General features: G+C 51.8%; 16 protein-coding genes. 10 read left to right on the top strand and 6 right to left on the bottom strand.

Going from position 1 to position 17,724, the window contains the following annotated elements; genetic code table 11:
• Together FHT67_RS12590 and FHT67_RS12585 are read right to left on the bottom strand one after the other, a co-directional pair.
• Positions 1-1,827, bottom strand: coding sequence for an ABC transporter permease (locus tag FHT67_RS12590; RefSeq protein WP_167198590.1), 1,827 nt, complete (start codon positions 1,825-1,827; stop codon positions 1-3).
• 21 nt (positions 1,828-1,848) lie between these two features.
• Positions 1,849-3,072, bottom strand: coding sequence for an extracellular solute-binding protein (locus FHT67_RS12585; protein ID WP_167198587.1), 1,224 nt, complete (start codon positions 3,070-3,072; stop codon positions 1,849-1,851).
• 825 nt (positions 3,073-3,897) lie between these two features.
• On the opposite strand from FHT67_RS12585, the gene FHT67_RS12580 reads away from it, so the two are divergent.
• The 3 genes from FHT67_RS12580 to FHT67_RS12570 all read left to right on the top strand — a co-directional run bounded on the left by FHT67_RS12580 (position 3,898) and on the right by FHT67_RS12570 (position 5,958).
• Positions 3,898-4,362, top strand: a complete 465-nt coding sequence (locus FHT67_RS12580) for a GNAT family N-acetyltransferase (protein ID WP_167198584.1) — start codon at positions 3,898-3,900, stop codon at positions 4,360-4,362.
• Positions 4,363-4,404: 42 nt separating this feature from the next.
• Positions 4,405-5,352, top strand: a complete 948-nt coding sequence (locus FHT67_RS12575; RefSeq protein WP_167198581.1) for a helix-turn-helix transcriptional regulator — start codon at positions 4,405-4,407, stop codon at positions 5,350-5,352.
• 66 nt (positions 5,353-5,418) lie between these two features.
• Positions 5,419-5,958, top strand: coding sequence for a DinB family protein (locus FHT67_RS12570; protein WP_167198578.1), 540 nt, complete (start codon positions 5,419-5,421; stop codon positions 5,956-5,958).
• 60 nt (positions 5,959-6,018) lie between these two features.
• Here FHT67_RS12570 and FHT67_RS12565 read toward each other — a convergent pair whose 3' ends face one another.
• A complete protein-coding gene (locus FHT67_RS12565) occupies positions 6,019-6,522 on the bottom strand; it encodes an Rrf2 family transcriptional regulator (RefSeq protein WP_132312873.1) in 504 nt (167 codons plus the stop codon).
• 185 nt (positions 6,523-6,707) lie between these two features.
• Here FHT67_RS12565 and FHT67_RS12560 point away from each other — a divergent pair, with 185 nt between their 5' ends.
• The 7 genes from FHT67_RS12560 (at position 6,708) to FHT67_RS12530 (ending at position 13,905) form a co-directional block, all read left to right on the top strand.
• Entirely contained in the window at positions 6,708-7,355 is a 648-nt protein-coding gene (locus tag FHT67_RS12560; protein WP_167198575.1) for an FMN-dependent NADH-azoreductase, read from the top strand.
• 73 nt (positions 7,356-7,428) lie between these two features.
• Positions 7,429-8,067, top strand: coding sequence for an HD domain-containing protein (locus tag FHT67_RS12555; RefSeq protein WP_132312812.1), 639 nt, complete (start codon positions 7,429-7,431; stop codon positions 8,065-8,067).
• A gap of 610 nt (positions 8,068-8,677) precedes the next feature.
• A complete protein-coding gene (locus FHT67_RS12550) occupies positions 8,678-10,708 on the top strand; it encodes an amidase family protein (RefSeq protein WP_167199664.1) in 2,031 nt (676 codons plus the stop codon).
• 57 nt (positions 10,709-10,765) lie between these two features.
• The gene (locus tag FHT67_RS12545; RefSeq protein WP_167198572.1) at positions 10,766-12,394 is read left to right on the top strand and encodes an S-layer homology domain-containing protein; all 1,629 of its coding nucleotides are present in this window, start codon (positions 10,766-10,768) and stop codon (positions 12,392-12,394) included.
• A 296-nt stretch (positions 12,395-12,690) separates the two neighbouring features.
• On the top strand, positions 12,691-13,113 hold the full coding sequence (locus FHT67_RS12540; RefSeq protein WP_167198569.1) for a DoxX family protein: 423 nt from the start codon (positions 12,691-12,693) through the stop codon (positions 13,111-13,113).
• A gap of 40 nt (positions 13,114-13,153) precedes the next feature.
• On the top strand, positions 13,154-13,489 hold the full coding sequence (locus FHT67_RS12535) for an ArsR/SmtB family transcription factor (protein ID WP_132312806.1): 336 nt from the start codon (positions 13,154-13,156) through the stop codon (positions 13,487-13,489).
• Entirely contained in the window at positions 13,486-13,905 is a 420-nt protein-coding gene (locus FHT67_RS12530; RefSeq protein WP_167198567.1) for an SRPBCC family protein, read from the top strand. Before FHT67_RS12535 ends, FHT67_RS12530 begins: the two co-directional genes overlap by 4 nt.
• A 219-nt stretch (positions 13,906-14,124) precedes the next feature.
• Here the strand turns inward: FHT67_RS12530 and FHT67_RS12525 are convergent, their stop codons facing one another.
• The 3 genes from FHT67_RS12525 to FHT67_RS12515 are packed head-to-tail and all read right to left on the bottom strand — an operon-like array spanning position 14,125 to position 17,638.
• Positions 14,125-15,813: an extracellular solute-binding protein gene (locus tag FHT67_RS12525; RefSeq protein WP_167198565.1), complete on the bottom strand. Its 1,689-nt coding sequence runs from the start codon at positions 15,811-15,813 to the stop codon at positions 14,125-14,127.
• 31 nt (positions 15,814-15,844) lie between these two features.
• Entirely contained in the window at positions 15,845-16,717 is an 873-nt protein-coding gene (locus tag FHT67_RS12520) for a carbohydrate ABC transporter permease (RefSeq protein ID WP_132312800.1), read from the bottom strand.
• A 12-nt stretch (positions 16,718-16,729) separates the two neighbouring features.
• Positions 16,730-17,638, bottom strand: coding sequence for an ABC transporter permease (locus tag FHT67_RS12515; protein ID WP_167198562.1), 909 nt, complete (start codon positions 17,636-17,638; stop codon positions 16,730-16,732).
• Positions 17,639-17,724: the final 86 nt, after the last annotated feature.

Raw genomic sequence — 17,724 nt, 5'->3', positions numbered from 1 at the left:
TTATTGCCCTCCAATGCCCTGCGTCAGATCGGCTTTGCCGAACTTCACCGCGAGGAAATATACCGTAATGACGATCGCGATAATGATCATCAGAATAACGTTCGTCAGCTGCTCATAGCCCTTCTCGGCATAATAGAAGGTAATGGTCGTCAGCGTCTCCGTGCGCGGAGTGATCAGCAGAATGATAAGCTCCATCTCCTTCATCGCCCCGATAAACACGAGAAGAAACGCCGACATTAAGCTTTTCTGATTAAGCGGCAGCAAAATCCTCCGGAACCGCGTAAACCACGAAGCCCCGCTGATCTGCGCCGCTTCCTCCAGCTCCTTGCCGATCTGCAGCATTGAAGCGCTGCCCGCTTTGACGGTGAACGGCAGTTCTTTGACGACGGTAATGAGAATGAGCAGCGTAATCGTCCCGTACAAAGCCGGAATGATCAAGGTTGGCTTCGCAAACATCGAGATATAGATCGCGGCAAGCGAGATGCCCGGAATGAGATACGGCAGAAAAGATACCTGATCCACCATCCGGCCGATCCACGACTGCCTCCCCCTCGCAACGACGTAGCCCAAGACCAGGCCAACAACCGCCGCAATGACGGAGGCGACTCCCGCGATGTATAAGGAATTTTTCAGCGCAAGCATAAAAATATTGTTCTGCAGGACGCCCTTCTCTCCGGTGTTAATGTCCGGATCGGAGCCGCCCCACCAGTAATGCGTAGTGAAGTTGCTGAGCGAATAGACGCCTTCCTTCAGCATGAAGGACTGGAACAGCAGCACAAGCAGCGGCACCACGGAGATCAGGATCATGACAAAAGCCGCCGTCCCCGCCGCCGGATATCTCCAGCGTCCAAGGGAGGTCAACGTTCTGGCGCTGTCCTTGCCCGTCACGGTGACGAAGCTTTTTCTCCGCCCCACTACCCGCTGGTTCAAATAAATCGTCAGCATCGAGATGATCATCAGCGTCAGGCTAAGAACATTGGCTTCGGTCGTCAGCCGTGAACGCATGCTGGAATACAGCATCGTCGAGATCATATAGAAGTTCACCGGCGTACCAAGCAGAGCCGGAACCCCGTAGGAGCTGATGGCCTTCGTGAAAATCAGGATAAAACCGGACAAAATCGACGGCAGCACCAGCGGGAACACGATTCGCCGCAGGATGGTCCATCTGGCCGCCCCCGTTACGCTTGCCGCTTCCTCCAGCTGGCTGTTCATCGAGCTAAGCGCCGCCCCAACGATCAGGAAGAAAAACACGCTGTCGTGAATCGACAGGGAGACCACGATTGGAACAAAGCCATATGACAGCCAGTCCGGCGGAGACACATGGATGAGTGCCTCCATAATCCCGGGCGTTCCGCCGATTTTGCCGTTTTTGAAGAAGGTAAGCCAAGCTTGCGAAATTATCCATGAAGGTAGCAGGTACGGGATGACGGCCAGGAAAGCGATCGTTTTTTTCCATGGAACATTCGTCCGCACGACCAGCCACGCCAGCCCGCATCCAATCAGCATCGACAGCGCCGAGACGGCGAAGCCAACGCCAAGGGAATTAAGAATCGGCTTGTAAAACAAATTCATGCTCATATCGCTCGCCAGCACGCGGGTCCAATGATAGAGCGTAAAATGCCCCGGGTTCGCCTCTCCCGTCAGACGGACATCCTGCTGCCTCCAGATGAAGGTCGTATACAGGATTTTCAGTACCGGCCAAGCGATCGTATACGCCAGAAAGACCAGGGCTGCAAGCCCGATCAGATGCACGGGACTGGTCAGCCAGCTCGTCAGCCCGTTATAGATCCGCGTGCGCCTTACGGTTAGCGCCGGTTTGTTCGCCAATTCTCTCTCCACCTTGCCGGTTTATTTTTGCTTAATCCAGAAGTCGCGTACCTTCGGCGCGGTCTTATACAAGGCATCGCCGTCGAACAGCCACAGGTTCAGCGACTCGAACGGAATATCGTTCTTCGTCTGCACGTCGGAGCGCGGTACCCATGAGCCAACTTCGTTAAACGGAGCAAGACCTTCGCCTTTACCGTCCTTCTCGCCCATCATCCAACGGATGAACAGCTTCGCGGCTGCTTCATGAGGTGCCTTGTTCGCGATGAAAAAGTACCCGGAATCCGGAACCGATGTTTTCGGCTTCATATCGTAGATCGGGGCGATGGTCCAGCCTTTCTCTTCGTTCTTCGATACGTCGCCCGATACCGCAAGGCCCAGCGCGTCGCTTTTGGCTTTGCCGATGGCGTCTAGGACGTCGTCGCTGCCTTTTAACACGATAAGGCCGTTATCGAACAGCTCTTGGATGAACTCGTAGCCTGCGTTTTCCGTGCCGTTCAGGACAATGTCCTTGCCGAATTTCTCTTTGTAAGCCGCCGCCATGTCGTCGCTGTTGATGACCATCGTCGTGAACAGGTCCATAAACGCCGGGGAACTGAGCGGGTCTGCCGTGTACACCTTGCCCTTGAACTCCGGAGTCGTCAGATCCCACCAGTTCGTAACGGGCGCCTTGTCGTATGTAGATTTGTTATAGAAAAGAGTCCGGAACTCCACGTAGTTCGCATAAGCTTCCGCCTGCGTGCGGTAAGGCTCGTCGACCATCGGCGCGATATCCTCCGGCAGGTATTTGAGGTAGCGTCCGGTCATCACCATCTCTTCCTCAACCGCGCCGCTTACTTCCTTCGTAATAATGACGTCCGGATTGAACTGCCCCGCGTCCTGCTCCTTCGTCACCTTGTCCATCATCTCGTCGGATTTCACCTTGCTCACTTCGACCTTGATGCCCGGGTATTGCTTCATGAAGGTCTCCGCCGCGTCGTTCGCGCGTCCGGAGGTGGAGTATACGATCAGCTTGCCTTCTTCCTTCGCTTTGGCGTACAATTCGTCAACCGACTCTGCTGCGGGAGAAGCGGATGGATCTGCGGATGGCGCCGATGCGTTTGCATTATTGCTTGCCGGCGCGTCCGTCGGAACGGCATTCGAGAGTGTATTCGAGCTCTTGTTGTCTTGGCCGCAGGCCGACATAATCGTCATGGCGGATGCTGCCGTAAGCAGGACTAAAGCTGTCTTTTTCTTCGAAATGAACATAAGGATAATTTCCTCCTAGTAGATGGGCTCTCCACGTCCTCATCTTTGTTTGTCTCTCGAGTTAGATGATAGAGCCCGATTGTAAGAGGCATGTTACGGCTATGTGGATTTTTAGTAAAAAACTATTATTTTTCACGTTATGAAAGTTTTTCTTCATTTTGAGGCGCGAGAAGCGAGGGGATTACATATAAAGGAAATATCTTTCTGAAGTGCGAATACTTAAAGTAGACTAAGGAGGGATTCAGCTTGACTAGGTCAGTATTCCATATCATTGCAAGCATCGTATGCATTCTATTGCCAATCATTTTCTCGCTGTATATGTATTGGGATATGCATCAGCCGAAGATAGGCCCCGTTGGCAATGGCACGCCCAATCCTTTTACATTCCCCAAATTAGTGCCTTTAATAAGCTGCTTCCTGATGGGAGTCTTGAATTTACCCGTAGGCATTATGCGTTATAGACAACAGAAAAGGGATCAGCAAAATGACAAAGATAACGAAGGCTAGTAATTCTAATGGAATAGGCATGACTTGTATTCGTGGGGTATTTCTATCATCGATAACCGGGATGTGTATGTTAGGCGTTGATTCATACTATAGCCACATAAAGACCTCAATGATAGCAAAAGAATTCGAGTCGAATCCCTTCTCTCCCATTGCTCAATACTTTCCAAAAAATCATTACGTATTATCGGATTACCTGTGGCTGGATTTAGGCATTGTTTACGCAGGATCCTTTATCCTTTATTTTCTTGTTTGGGCCATGTTAAGAAGATCCAAGTATAATAAATAGAACATGTGATGTACGCGACGAGGTGACACCTTTTGGAAATCATTCGGCTTGCCCATTTAGACGATGTCGATGCTCTCGTCCAAATGCGTTGGGAGTTCTCGGAGGATGAGCGCAGGAATGGCGCGACAAGCTATGAAGAGTTTCACAAGATTTGCAGTGCATTTCTGATAAAAGCGATAAATAGCGGCGATTGGTACATATGGGTCGCTGAGATCGACAATGAAATCGTCTCGCATATGTATTTGCAGCTTATTCATAAAGTCCCTCGGCCGGGCAAATTGCCGGATCCTCGCTTTGGCTACGTGACGAACGTCTATACCCGCCCTGCTCATAGAAACAAAGGGATTGGCACCAGGATCCATGCCGCTATGGAACAGTGGTCAAAGGATAATCAGACGGAGTTCCTTATTCTTTGGCCAAGCAGCGAAAGCGTGGCGTTCTATTCCCGCAATGGCTTTGTTCCATCTGATGAGGCCATGGAGAAGCATTGGGGATGAGTTAATGAATGGCAACTTATTGATGCACACCGGAGGTAAAAAATGAACAAAACCGACCGGCAGCTCGCCATCATGCTTGAGCTGCAGCGGAGCAAGGTCGTAAGAGCGGAGGATTTGGCCGCTCTGTACGAGATAAGCGTGAGGACCATCTATCGGGATGTTCAAGCCTTAAGCGAGATGGGCGTTCCCATCTTTGGCGCTCCCGGTCATGGCTATTCGCTGATGGAGGGCTATTTTCTGCCGCCTATCGGGTTTTCGGCCGAGGAAGCGGTCGCCCTTCTGATGGGCGCTGACTTTATCGAGCAGCGGCTGGATGGCGACTACGCGAGAGTAGCGAAGGCCGCGAGGAGCAAGATAGAAGCGATCCTCCCCGAGACCGTGCGGGAGGAGTCGACGCGCGTCCGGGAAACGATGCGGCTCCTGAATGCCGGAGAGCCAAGAACCGGCTTGAAGGAAAAAGACATTCTCGGACAAGTGCGGCGCGCCATTCTGGAGCGTCGTAAAATAAGCTTCTCCTATAAGAAAAAGACGCCGGAAGCGGACGGCAACCGGAAGAGCACCCGCGAGGTAGCTCCATACGGATTGGCTTTTGCCCAGGGCAATTGGATGCTGGTCGGGCATTGCGGCCTGCGCCAGGATATCCGCCATTTCCGGCTGTCGCGAATGACGGAGCTAACCGTGCTCGACACGCCGTTCGCCATGCCGCACGGGTTTAACTTAAACCGCTACCGTCCGCAGGATGATCGCAAGGAGCATGTATGGGTGCGGGCCAACCCCGAGATCGCCGACAAAATCGCGGAGACCGGCAGCTTTTATATCGAATCGGCCGAGGAACGCGAGAACGGTCTGTGGGTACACCTGCGCGTTCGGGCGCCGGAAGAGATTCTTCACCTTATCCTTAGCTGGGGCGGAGACGTTGAGGTGATGGAACCGGAATCTCTACGCTGCCGCGTTCGGGAAGAAGCCGAAAAAATGTTAAAACGCTACTGACATACTGTTGTCAGCAGCGTTCTTTTATATTGGGATTATCCCAAATATAGAAGGAGTGTTATTGAAATGAGAAGCACAACGGAAGCTCTGCAAGCATTCGAAAAATCGGTTGAACGGTATATAGATGAACTGAACCACTTGAGCACGGAGCAATTGCTTGCTAAGCCAAGCGAGGAGGAATGGTCCATTGGACAAATGGTTGTTCATTTGATTCGGTCCGCTCAGAACATGCATCTGCGCAATGTGGATCAATGCATCGAAGGAAGAGACGCGGTGCTGGCAGGCACAGGCGTGAAAACAGAGAACGGAGAGAAAGCCTTTGAGCTCGGAAGCTTCCCTCCCATCCGAATCCGGGTTCCGGCCTCCCCGCAGTATACGCCCGAGCAGCCGGAAAATAAGGAGCAGCTGATTGAAGGACTTCGGGACGTCGCGGAACGGATGAGACGCACCGAACCAACCCTAATCCAAGCGCCTCTAGAACATACCGTCCCCCATCCTAATTTCGGAGCATTAAATGCTACGGAGTGGTTTCTGCTAGTCGAGATGCACTACCGGCATCATTTCCTGCAGCTGGAACGGTTGAAAGCCTTTCTGGGAAGCGTATGAAAAACCAAAATAAACCGGCGTTGCCATTCCGATTGGGCAACGCCGGTTTGTTTTATTTATTTAGTCTCCGGAACGGCCCTTCGCGAAGAACTCCCGCGTCTGCTTGCGTGTCTCCGCAGGCAGCACACGATCCAGCTCCTCCTCCAGCCAAGACAATTTTTTACTTCGCAAATAATTCTGCATAGTCTCCTCAGCTTCGAGCATTACTAAATTAATCGAGCAGGAACCCGTCGATACCGTACAGTCCGAACAATCGCGGTTGCGGTAAACGTAACCTTTATCCTTGATGTTCTGGCACTGGAAAATCGGCTTCTTTCCCTCCACGGCCTCGACCACATCCCAAAAGGAAATAGCGTCCGGATCGCGCGCAAGTTTAAATCCGCCTTTAACGCCGGGAACCGACGAGACGATGCCCGCCTTCGTAAGCTTTGTGAAAATTTTGGACAAATAGGTCTCCGGAATGCCTTGAAAAAAAGCAAGCTCCTTGATCCCAATCGTTGATTCGTTTGGAATGAGGTAAACCAGACAATGCAAGGCATATTCTACTCCGACACTATACTGCATCATGACTCCTCCCAGTATTGCATGGGTAAATACTATAAATTTAATGATAACCGCGCCTATTGTCAACCTTGGGTCTGCCATAAAAATGGATTTGACTTTGCCAAGATGAAGCCGTATATTGGAGTCAAACCTAATCGGCGATTAACATTGTCGCCAATTAGAAAAAATATTCTAGGAGTGAAAGAATGGAAAAGCTGCTTGTTATCAATGCACATGCTACTGTGGACTCCCCTGCTTCCGTCAGCCTGCAAGTCGGCAATTATTTTATCGAGAACTACCGCAAGTTGAATCCAAACGAATCGATTGAGCAAATCGATCTTTATAGCGAAGAAATCCCGGAAATAAACAGCGCCGTTCTAAGCGCTTGGGGTAAGATGGCCTCCGGCGGCGAGTTGACGGACGAAGAGAAACGCGTTACCGGCAGGATGAACGAAATCTTGCAGCAATTCAAAAGCGCAAAGAAATATGTGATTATCATGCCGCTTCACAACTTCAATATCCCTTCCCGGCTGAAGGATTACATGGATAACGTCATGATCGCTCGCGAGACCTTTAAATATACGGAAAACGGCGGCGTAGGCTTATTGACTGACGGCCGAAGCTTACTCGTTATCCAAGGCAGCGGCGGCATCTACACGAATAACGACTGGTACACCGATAACGAATTCTCGCACAAGTACCTCAAATCGATGTTTAACTTCCTAGGTATCGAGGATTATCAAATTATCCGCGCGCAAGGTACAAACGTACAAGACAAAGCGGAAGTGCTGGATAAAGCGAAAAAAGAAGCCCAAGAAGCAGCTGCGCGTCTGGCAAGCAAAATAACCGTCTAACCCGTAACGTCAATTCGATAACGCAGAAAGATCAAGGAAGCGACAACATTGTCGAAGGAGAGGGATGTTGGCCATGTCGACTTTTATTGCGGATATAAAAATTCCCGACAGCAAGCTAGCCGTTGAAGCGGCCGAGCTATTGCGCGAGCACGGCGACGATCTATTGTGGAACCACTCGAACCGGGTATTTCTGTTTGCGGCGATGAAGGGTAACCTTAATCAAATCAAATACGATCCTGAATTGCTTTATATTAGCTCGCTTTTTCATGATATTGGACTTACCCCTAAATTCCGAAGCGATGACAAACGCTTTGAGGTCGACGGGGCTAACGCTGTCCGCGATTTCCTTAAAAGCCGAGGCGTTTCGGAAGAGTTTATTCGGCTGGCATGGGATGCCGTAGCTCTTCATTCCACAATAGGAATAGTCGAATATAAGGAAGCCGAAGTCGCGCTTATGAATTTTGGCGTCGGTTACGATGTCGTAGGGAAGAACTTCGATCTCATCTCGACGGAAGCGCGGGAGCAAGTCGTCAAGCATTTTCCCCGCGACAATTTCAAGCATGGGATTCTTCACGCTTTCTTGGATGGCTTCAAGCACAAGCCGGAAACGACATACGGCACGATTAACGCCGATGTGTGCGAGATGCTGCTTCCGGGATTTAAGCGGCCTAATTTCTGTCATAGCGTTCTTCATTCCCCTTGGCATGAGTAGTCGGCACGATTCTTAAAGAGGAACCGTAGATAAAAAACTTAAAAAGACGAGGATTGCAAAGTCATCTTTGCAGTCCTCGTCTTTTTTCGTAACACCCGATTCACAACTAGAGGCAGTCGAGACCTTGCGGTCTATGACTGCCTCTTTTTCCATTTCTTAAACCTTGTGTCATAAAAATTAACACTTATATTACATAATTTGCACTCTAAGGAGGTCTCTACCGAAAAAATGCGAAAATCATACAAAACATAGCATTTAAGCGGTTTCTTAAGCTTTCACCTCGTTTGATTAACCTAGCTAACAAAACTAATATTAAGCGAAAGAGAGATAGAGAGATTCAAGGGAGGTACTACCATGTAATATGAATGTCATATATAATCAGTCTCTTTTGCCGCTTTTGTGTCTACTAAGTTATTATATTTAACATCGATAGACTGGCCTTTGCCAACCCAAGGAGGACGCCATGATGAAACCGATTTATAAATTAGCCAGCCTTGTAATGCTAAGCACCTCGCTTCTTTTCACTCCGATCCTGAACACCGGTGCTTATGCCAGCGGCTCGAGCCTTCCTGCCGCCCAGGAGCAGACCCAAGCGCAGGAGCCGAAGGCGATGGTTCAGCTCTCCGGCCCTGCCCTCACCTCGGTCGGCAATTCCTTCGACGTATCCGTATCGCTAACGGGCGCTACCGGCGATGCAACTGCAGGAAAATTCATTTTCGAATATGACCCGACTCAGTTTGAGTACTTATCCGCGACTTCAGCGAATTCGGCCGTAAGCATTGCCGGCGTGAACGCCGAGTCCGGCAAGGTGACCATCGTAACGACGGATACAACCGGCAGCCTCACAACGGCCGGCTCCCTCCTCACCTTGACCTTCAAAGCCAACGCAGCTGCGGATCTAAGCGGAATCAGCGGCACGGTTGAGCTTGGAATCGACGACGGCAGCACGGTTCAAACACCGGAGGAATCGCTTGCCGTCCAGATTACAGGCGCTGCCGAGGGCGATCTGAATAATAACAGCGTTATCGATGTAGGCGATCTCTCCGTTCTGATCAAATACTTCGGTATCGCCTCGGACGATCCGAACTGGACGAAGGCTGCAAACGGCGATTTCAACAAAAACAATACAATCGATGTCCAGGATCTCGCCTCGCTAGGCAAAAAAGTGCTCTACGACAACGGTCAGCCCTTCGAGCTGATGGAAGCCGATATCATGAGCATCCAGAACGCCATGGCCGCCGGCAAATTGACTTCCGAGCAGCTCGTTCAGATGTATCTGGACCGGATCAATGAATACGACGATGATATCCATTCGCTTATTACGGTTAATCCGGACGCGCTTGCTGCTGCCAAAGCTCTCGACGAAGAGCGTAAGGAGCAGGGTCCGCGCGGTCTCATGCACGGCATTCCGATCATCGTCAAGGATAATTACGATACGCTTGGCATGCCAACGAGCGCAGGCTGTACCTGCCTGAAGGACAACCAGACGGTCAGCGACGCCTTCATGATCAAGAAGCTGAAGGATGCCGGCGCCATCATTCTGGCCAAGGCCAACCTGAGCGAATTCGCCATTAACACGGACACGCTCAGCTCGCTGGGCGGCCAAACGAAGAATCCGTACGATTTGACCAAAAATCCGGGCGGCTCCAGCGGCGGTACGGGCGCATCGCTCGCATCCAACTTTGCCGTAGCCGGTCTCGGCACCGATACGGGCGGTTCGATCCGCATCCCTTCGTCCTGGAACAGCATTGTTGGCATCCGTCCAACCATCGGACTGACAAGCCGCGACGGCATTATTCCGCTCGCGCTGTCGCAGGACGTAGGCGGGCCAATGGCCAGAACCGTATCCGACGCGGCCATTCTGCTTGACGCGGTCAGCGGCTATGATCCGAACGATATCGCCACAGCCGGAAGCGTCGGAAGAAAGCCCGTCAGCTACACGAAGTTTTTGGACAAGAACGGACTTAAAGGCGCCCGTATCGGCCTTGTCTTGGACAGCAGCGTTGTAGGCAGCAACCAGGAAGTACTGGCTCTGCTTAATCAAGCCGCCCAGGATATGCGCGATCAAGGCGCGACGGTAGTAGGCGTTAACATTCCGAATGTCGCCGATATTTTGAAATATCCGAGCCTTAGCGGTTATGAATTCAAATTCAACCTGAACGACTACTTGTCCAATTCCAGGTTTGTCGACCCTAACGTGGTCCGCTATCATTCCCTGCAGGACATTATCAACTCGGGCACCGACTTCCTGTCGGTTCTGAAGAGCACGTTGACCACGCGGAACAGCGTCGAGTCGCTTGATACGCAGGAATACAAGGATATCGTGCTGTTCCGTCCGCGCACGACGCAGCAGTCGCTGCTTCGCTTGATGGCCGACAACGATCTTGACGCGATCCTGTATCCTTCGACCTCGGGACCTGCCGGTTCCAGCTCCGGCAACGCGAACCGGCTCAGCCCGTTCTCCGGCTTCCCGGCAATCAGCGTTCCGGCCGGTTACGTATCCAGCGGCTTGCCGGTTGGCATCGAGCTGCTTGGACGCCCTTACGAGGAAGGCGAGCTGATCAAGCTTGGCTATGCCTACGAGCAAGCAACGCATCACCGTGAGGCACCGAAGTCGGTTCCGGCTTTGACCGGCAAATAAAGCACAAGGCATTCGTTTTCGCCGGCGTTTTACTATACGAGAAAGGACGAATCTGTTATGGCCCGTAAACGACTTTCCTTGCTTGCGACGATCTGCTTGGCGATAGCCATGCTCGTCCCCCAATACGCGATGGCCGCGGCTGATCCGCCCTCCTTTTCCGTCTCAACCGACAAAAGCGCCCTGAACAGCGGCGATGAGGTAACCGTGACGGTAAAAGGAAGCACGCTGCAGGATTTATATGCTTACGAATTACATGTATATTACGATTCCGACTTGCTGACGTTCAAGACAGGCAGCGAAAAGACGGCCTTGGTCGGCTTCAGCACACCGGCTAAGGTTGTCGCAGACGGAGGAGGCGAATCCCATCTCGTATTCGCCCACACGAAGTCGGGAAGCTCGCCAGGCGACAGCGGCGATCTGGATCTTGCCTCCTTCACCTTTACGGCAGCAGCTAACGGAAAAGCCGACGTTGAGGTTAGAAAGATCCGGCTCGTCGATTCGGAACTGGCCGCAAGCACGATTGACAGTCATTATGGCACCTCCGTTCAAATCGGGCCTTCAGGTGGTTCAGGGGGATCAGGCGGAACTTCGGGCAGCGTGCCTGCCGAGCCGGCAGGCACGCTAACGGTAACAGCCGATCAAGTGAAAAACGGCAAACCGATTGAGGTGCCGGCATCCGCTGCCGTGATCAAGCTGCCTTCCAATACGGACGAGCTGCTTGGGAAAGGTACGCTGAGCATCGTCACCTCCGGCAAAGCCGAGCTGGACATCCCTTCAGGCGTATTCAGTGAATTGAAGAAGACCTTAACCGCCGCGCAGCTGCAGGGCGGCTCGATCTCCTTGACCATCAAGCCGGTTGACGGAGCAGCCAAGCCAACACTCGGAGCGGATACGAAGCTAAGCGGATACAGCTACGAGCTGAAGCTGCAGTGGATCGCTGCGGACGGCAAAACGTACGATCTGCATCAATTCAATGAGCCCGTGACGCTTCGATTGCCGATTGATGCCTCGACTGATCCGAAGCTGGCGTCCATCTTCTATCTCCCGGACGGCGGAACCCCCGAGTTCGTGGGCGGGACGTACGAGAATAGCGTTTATGTCGCGCTGCTCTCGCATTTCAGTGCTTATGCGGTGCTTGAGATCAACAAGAACTTCTCTGATGTCCCTAGCGGCTACTGGGCGTCCGGCGTCATCAAGGAGCTCTTCGCGAAGCAGATCGTAACCGGCACGACGGCATCCACCTTCGAGCCGAACCGCAGCATTACCCGCGCCGAATTCACGGCGCTGCTTGTCAGGGCGCTTGGCCTGAAGGCGGAAGGAACGCCTGCCTTCACGGATATTCCCGCAGGCGCCTGGTATGCGGCCGACGTTGCCACGGCGTACAAAGCGGGCATCGTACAAGGCGTAAGCAGCACAACGTTCTCTCCGGGCGCCAACATTACCCGTCAGGAGATGGTTACGCTCGCGATGCGGGGCTACGAATTAATGAAAGGCAAACCGCCGGTTACGGCTTCCGAGCCATTCAAGGACGAGGCCTCCATCTCTGCATGGGCGCTGGATAACGTGAAGAAAGCCGCATCGCTCGGTATCGTTCAAGGACGTGCGAAGGGCGAATTCGTTCCGCTTGGCACCTCGACCCGCGCGGAAGCCGCCCAAATGCTTTACGGAATCATAAACAAGCTGTAAGCCCGGTTCGCCGGGAACATAGCCATTCGTATCTTCAGCAGAACCGGAAGGGAATCTATTTCCCTTCCGGTTTTTTCGTTTGTTTGCACTCCTTCCAAAAAATAAGCCGCAACTGTATTCCCCCGCCCTTTCTAAAACTTTTTACAAAATTTATCCAAAATGCCGTTGACACGACACCAAAAGGTGTCATATACTAGACACATAAACCGACACCAAACGGTGTCCAATAAACGCAAACGTCTATCAGCCAAGTCGCAGCTCGCATAAAACAAAACCCATTCGAGGAGGAAATGAAAATGAGTAAAACAGTTGGCGCGGTAACCGTCGCAAATGCAGGAACGAAGCTTCAAGGAAAAAAAATGGCCTATTGGTCCGTAACGTCGCTGCTTGCGGCGGCTCTTACGCTGAGCGGTCTCGGGCAGCTGATGAAAATAGGCGGCAACGTTGATCTCGTCGCAAATCTGGGCTACCCCCTGTACATCATGCAGATTCTGGGAACTTGGAAGCTGCTCGGAGTGATCGCCGTTCTCGCACCGCGTTTTCCGCGGCTGAAGGAATGGACGCATGCCGGAATCTTCTTCTTGATGACAGGCGCCGCTATGTCCCACCTGCTTGATCACGACTACGGCGCCGGCGGGTTTAACGTGATTCTTCCGCTGTTCTACGCCGCATTAAATATCGCATCGTGGGCGCTGCGTCCGGAGAGCCGCAAGCTCTAGGGTCACATCATTCGAGGTTCACTCTATTGGAGGGAGTGTTGTGGGCGAGAACGATCCGTTCAAAGATGTTTTCGAAGCCATTGCCGATCCAACCCGGCGCCGGTTAATCCGCCTGTTAGCCGAGGCTAACGACGAAATCCCGCTTCACGAGTTAACGAAACCGTTCCCCATGGGGCGTACAGCCGTATCCAAGCATCTGGCCATTCTAAAAAGCGCCGGACTTGTCCTTGACCGGAAAATCGGCAGGGAGACGCGATACCGTCTGAACGCCTCCCCCATCAAAGAAATTCAGGATTGGGTAGCCTTCTACAGCAAGTCCTGGAACACAAACTTGCAGCGTCTTAATCAACTATTAGAGGAGGAAGAAGAGAAATGAGTTTAACGTTATCCATGGATTTTCAGTATGCAACAACGATCGAGAAGCTGTGGTCGGCTTTGACCGATTCCGCCAAGCTTGGCAAGTGGGTGGCTAATATCCATACCGGCGAAGCGATGGAAAACAACTTCAAGCCCGAGGTCGGCCATCAATTCCAGTTCCGCACGCAGCCATACGAATATTGGGACGGCATTATTGACGGCGAAGTGCTTACGGTGGACGCTTACGATAAATTGTCCTATACGTGGAACAGCGGCGGGATGAAGCATACCGTCACTTGGACGCTGCAAGACGCGGGAGACGGCAAGGTTAACCTTCATCTCGAGCAAGCCGGAATCACCAATGAACAAGCGCTGCATGGCGCCAAGTACGGCTGGAGCAAATGGTGCGGCGAGCTTGAGAAGCTCGTAGCGTAAGGTTAAACGGGCCTGTCACCCGGCAGCTTTTTAGCTACATTGGATTGCATGCAGCGAAATCAGGCGTTTTTGCCCAACAACTTGGATTACGTTGGTTTGATTACAGCATAATCAGCCTCAGACGACCGATATAGCTCATGACAGCCATCGAGCGATTAGAAAACAAACAGCCCCCGAAGAGCATTAGCTCCCGGGGGCCATTCTATATTTCAAATCAAACTATTTCAAAATCTCTTCCTGCGTCGCCTTCTGATCCTTCACGATCTGGAAGATATCGTCCGGCATCAGCGCCGTATCTTTGTTGGCCGTGTACCACTCTTGATAGAACGCGTCCAGCTTTGCGCCGTTGTACTTCTTCCAGAGCGCCTGCATCTCGGTTAACGCTTTATCCGTGGTATAGCTTGCGCCGCTTACAATCGCTTTGCTCATCAGGTTGCCGATCTCGGTGTTGGCATTTTGGAAGTCTACCAGCAGGTCCTGCGGAACGGTAGGCAGATGCTCCAGGTGAGTCAGTCCAGGGAACTCGGCACCTTGATCGATCATGCTGTAGAAGATGTCCATGTTTTCCTTGAACTTATCCTTCGCAAGCTTCTCATCCGGTTTATCCGGGTTAAAGCTGCTTGCCGTGAACGAGCATTTGCCGCCGCTTACAACCGAGAAGATCATGTTGTAGTCCTGGCCCAGGTAACCAAGCTCCGTCTTGTTCTTCTCTTGGTCGATCGGATTCGGACAGCCTGTTGCTCCCGCTTGCCAATGCACGCCTTCGATACCGTTCGTCAGCGTTCTGCCGGTGTCCGGCTCGGACAGAAAGTCCACGTATTTCATGACCGCCTCAGGATTCTTCGTATTGCGGTTCACAACGGCCGTCAGCTGCACCGGATTGTTAATCCAGTTAATGAACTGGCCGCGCGGGGATTTCGGATAAGGCATGATTTCCAGCTTGGCGCCCGGCGCATTCGCTTGAAGCGTTGCATAATCCGTAATCCACAGACGGTTCCAGAAGCTGTAATTCGATTGAACAAGGAACATGCCCGTCTTGCCGTTCAGGAAGTCCTGGCGCGCCTTCGCTCCGTTATTGTCGGTAATATAGTCCTTATCGATAATGCCTTCGTCATAGAGACGTTTGGTGAAGTCGATGTATTCCTCGAAGTTATCCCAAGTACGTACCAGGGTTCCGTTCTCGTCTTTATAGGAGTTGCTGAGGTTGGTTCCGCCGAAAATATCCCCAAGCCCCGGGCCTACGTTAAGCCCGTACGTATCCTTCTTGCCATTGCCGTCCGGGTCCTGCTCGGTGAACGCCTTCGCCACCTGATACATCTCTTCCGTTGTTTTCGGCATGGCGAGGTTCAGCTTGTCCAGCCAGTCTTGGCGGATCGCGATAATGAACTGCGGAATCGCTTCGTTCAGCTTGCCGAACTCATAGATTTTGCCATCCGACTTGACGGATACCTGCTTCAGAATCGGATTGTCCTCCAGCAGCTTCTTGTAGGTCGTGCTGTACTGGTTAATCATATCGTCGAGCGGCATCAGCTGCTTCTGGTCATAGAGAGGGTTCTTGATGTTAGGATCGAACTCGAAGATCAGATCCGGCGCGCTGCCGGATGCGAACAGCGTATTCAGCTTCTGCTTGGACTCCGTCCGCGGAATAGCCGTAAATTTCACGCTTGTCGGGCTGTTCTCGTTAATCCACTGGGTCCAGCGGTTTTTCTCCATCGTGCCTTCGGACGCCGCAATTAATCCGCGGTCGTAGACGGTTGCGCTGATCGTTGGCTTTTTGCCGCTGCCGCCGTCGGCCGATTTGCCGCCGCTGTTATCTGCATTGTCGTTGCTTCCGCAGGCCGCCAGAACCCCAAGCAGGGTTAACGATGTGCCAGCCAGCAAGACATTTCTCTTCGTCATCTTTAACATATCTCTATTCCCCCATCGCCATAATGTAAAGTTAACCTTTCACAGACCCAAGCATGACGCCTTTTACGAAATATTTCTGCAAGAACGGATAGATCGCGACCATCGGTAGGATAAGGACGATAATACCAGCCGATTTGATGCCTTCAGGCACTAATTCCAGAGCAGACGTATCGTTCGCCAGCGATTCGGTAAGCAGCGACTGGCTTGCGATCATTTGCTGAATAAGAACGGTAATCGTATATTTTTCGGTCGAATTGATATAAATGAGTACGTTCATGAAGTTGTTCCAATAGCCTACGCCGTAGAACAGGATTAAGGTTGCAATCACCGGCATGGACAGAGGAAGAACGATCCGGAACAGCAGAGACATCTCCCTGCAGCCGTCAATTCGGGCCGCCTCTTCGATCTCCGGCTCGATGCCCTCGAAATAGGAACGCATAATGAGCATATTATACGTGCTGACCGCACCCGGCATCCATATCGCCCAGTACGAGTCGATCATGCCTAAGCTTTTGACTACCAGATAAGTCGGGATTAAGCCGCCGGTGAAAACCATCGTGAAGAGCAGCATCAGCGTAAAGGTTCTTCTGCCGTAGAAATAGCCCTTCGAGAGCGGGTAAGCCGCACAGATCGTAAACACCATCGAGATCAGGACGCCGCCAACTGTCATAACCACCCCGTTCCACAGTGAAGCCAGTACCCGCGTTCCTTCGAATAAAGCGGAATAGCTTTGCAGGGTGACGTCAATCGGCCAGAGCAAGACTTGCCCCGACTCGACCGCCTGCTTACCGCTGAAGGAGATGGATAGAATGTTGATGACGGGTGCCAGACACGAGATCGAAATGAGCAGCAGGAGAATCGAAATCCCTATTCTTGTTATTTTGTCTCCGTAAGATTCTCTCATCTTCGCTTCACCTCAGAACAAGTTGCTATTGAATTTCTTGGCAATCAGGTTTGCGCCCAGAATAAGAATAAAGGCCACCACCGATTCGAACAAACCAAGCGCCGTTGTCAGACTGAATTGTCCGCCTTGAATGCCAAGCGTATAGATGTACGTGCTGATCACTTCGGAGATATCCGATACCATGGCATTCCGCAGGTTGTAGATTTGATCGAAACCAACCTCTAAGACTCGTCCCATGGAGAGAATGAGCACTAGGATGATCGTGCCTCTGATGCCGGGCAGCGTTACGTGCCAGGTTTGTTTCCATTTGCTTGCCCCGTCCAGTGCCGCCGCTTCGTACAGGGCCGGCGAGATCGACGTGAGCGCAGCCAGATAAATAATCGTACTGAAGCCCATCTCCTTCCATACGCCCGATCCGACGAAGATCGTCACCCAGGAGAAGGTTTTGTACAGGAACGGGTACGGCTCGCCATACTTGTTCGCAATCCAATGGTTCAAGAAGCTGGATTCCATCGAGAACAGCGTAATGACCATGCCGCCTACGATAACCCAGGAGAAAAAGTGCGGCAGATAGACGACCGTTTGAACGAATCTTTTATACCATGAACGTCTAACGCTATTAATCATCAGCGCCAGAATAATCGGTACCGGGAAGCCAACCGCCAGGTTCAGCACGCTGAGCCATAACGTATTCCAAATAATCCGGAGCGTCTTGTCGTTGCTGAAGAGCATCTCGAAATTTTTGAACCCTACCCAAGGACTATGGAACACGCCGTTGAAGAAGTTGTAATTCTCGAAGGAGATGACAAGCCCGCCTATTGGCAAGTATCTAAAAATCAAGTAATATGCAAGTGCCGGAGCAAACATCAACATTAGAGGCACATTTTTCTTGAACAAGGCTTTCTTAGATGCTGATTTCAAGCTATTCCCTCCTTTCAAGTTACTGTTAACCTTTGACCTGTTACCAGTGTATCCGTTTGCAAAGGGTACTTCTTTAACTTTAATTG

Origin of the sequence: Paenibacillus sp. BK720, from assembly GCF_011761545.1 — a bacterium.
Classification (GTDB): Bacteria; Bacillota; Bacilli; order Paenibacillales; family Paenibacillaceae; genus Pristimantibacillus.
Note: the sequence above shows the minus strand (reverse complement) of the source record. Positions and strands in the feature narration are given on the sequence as shown.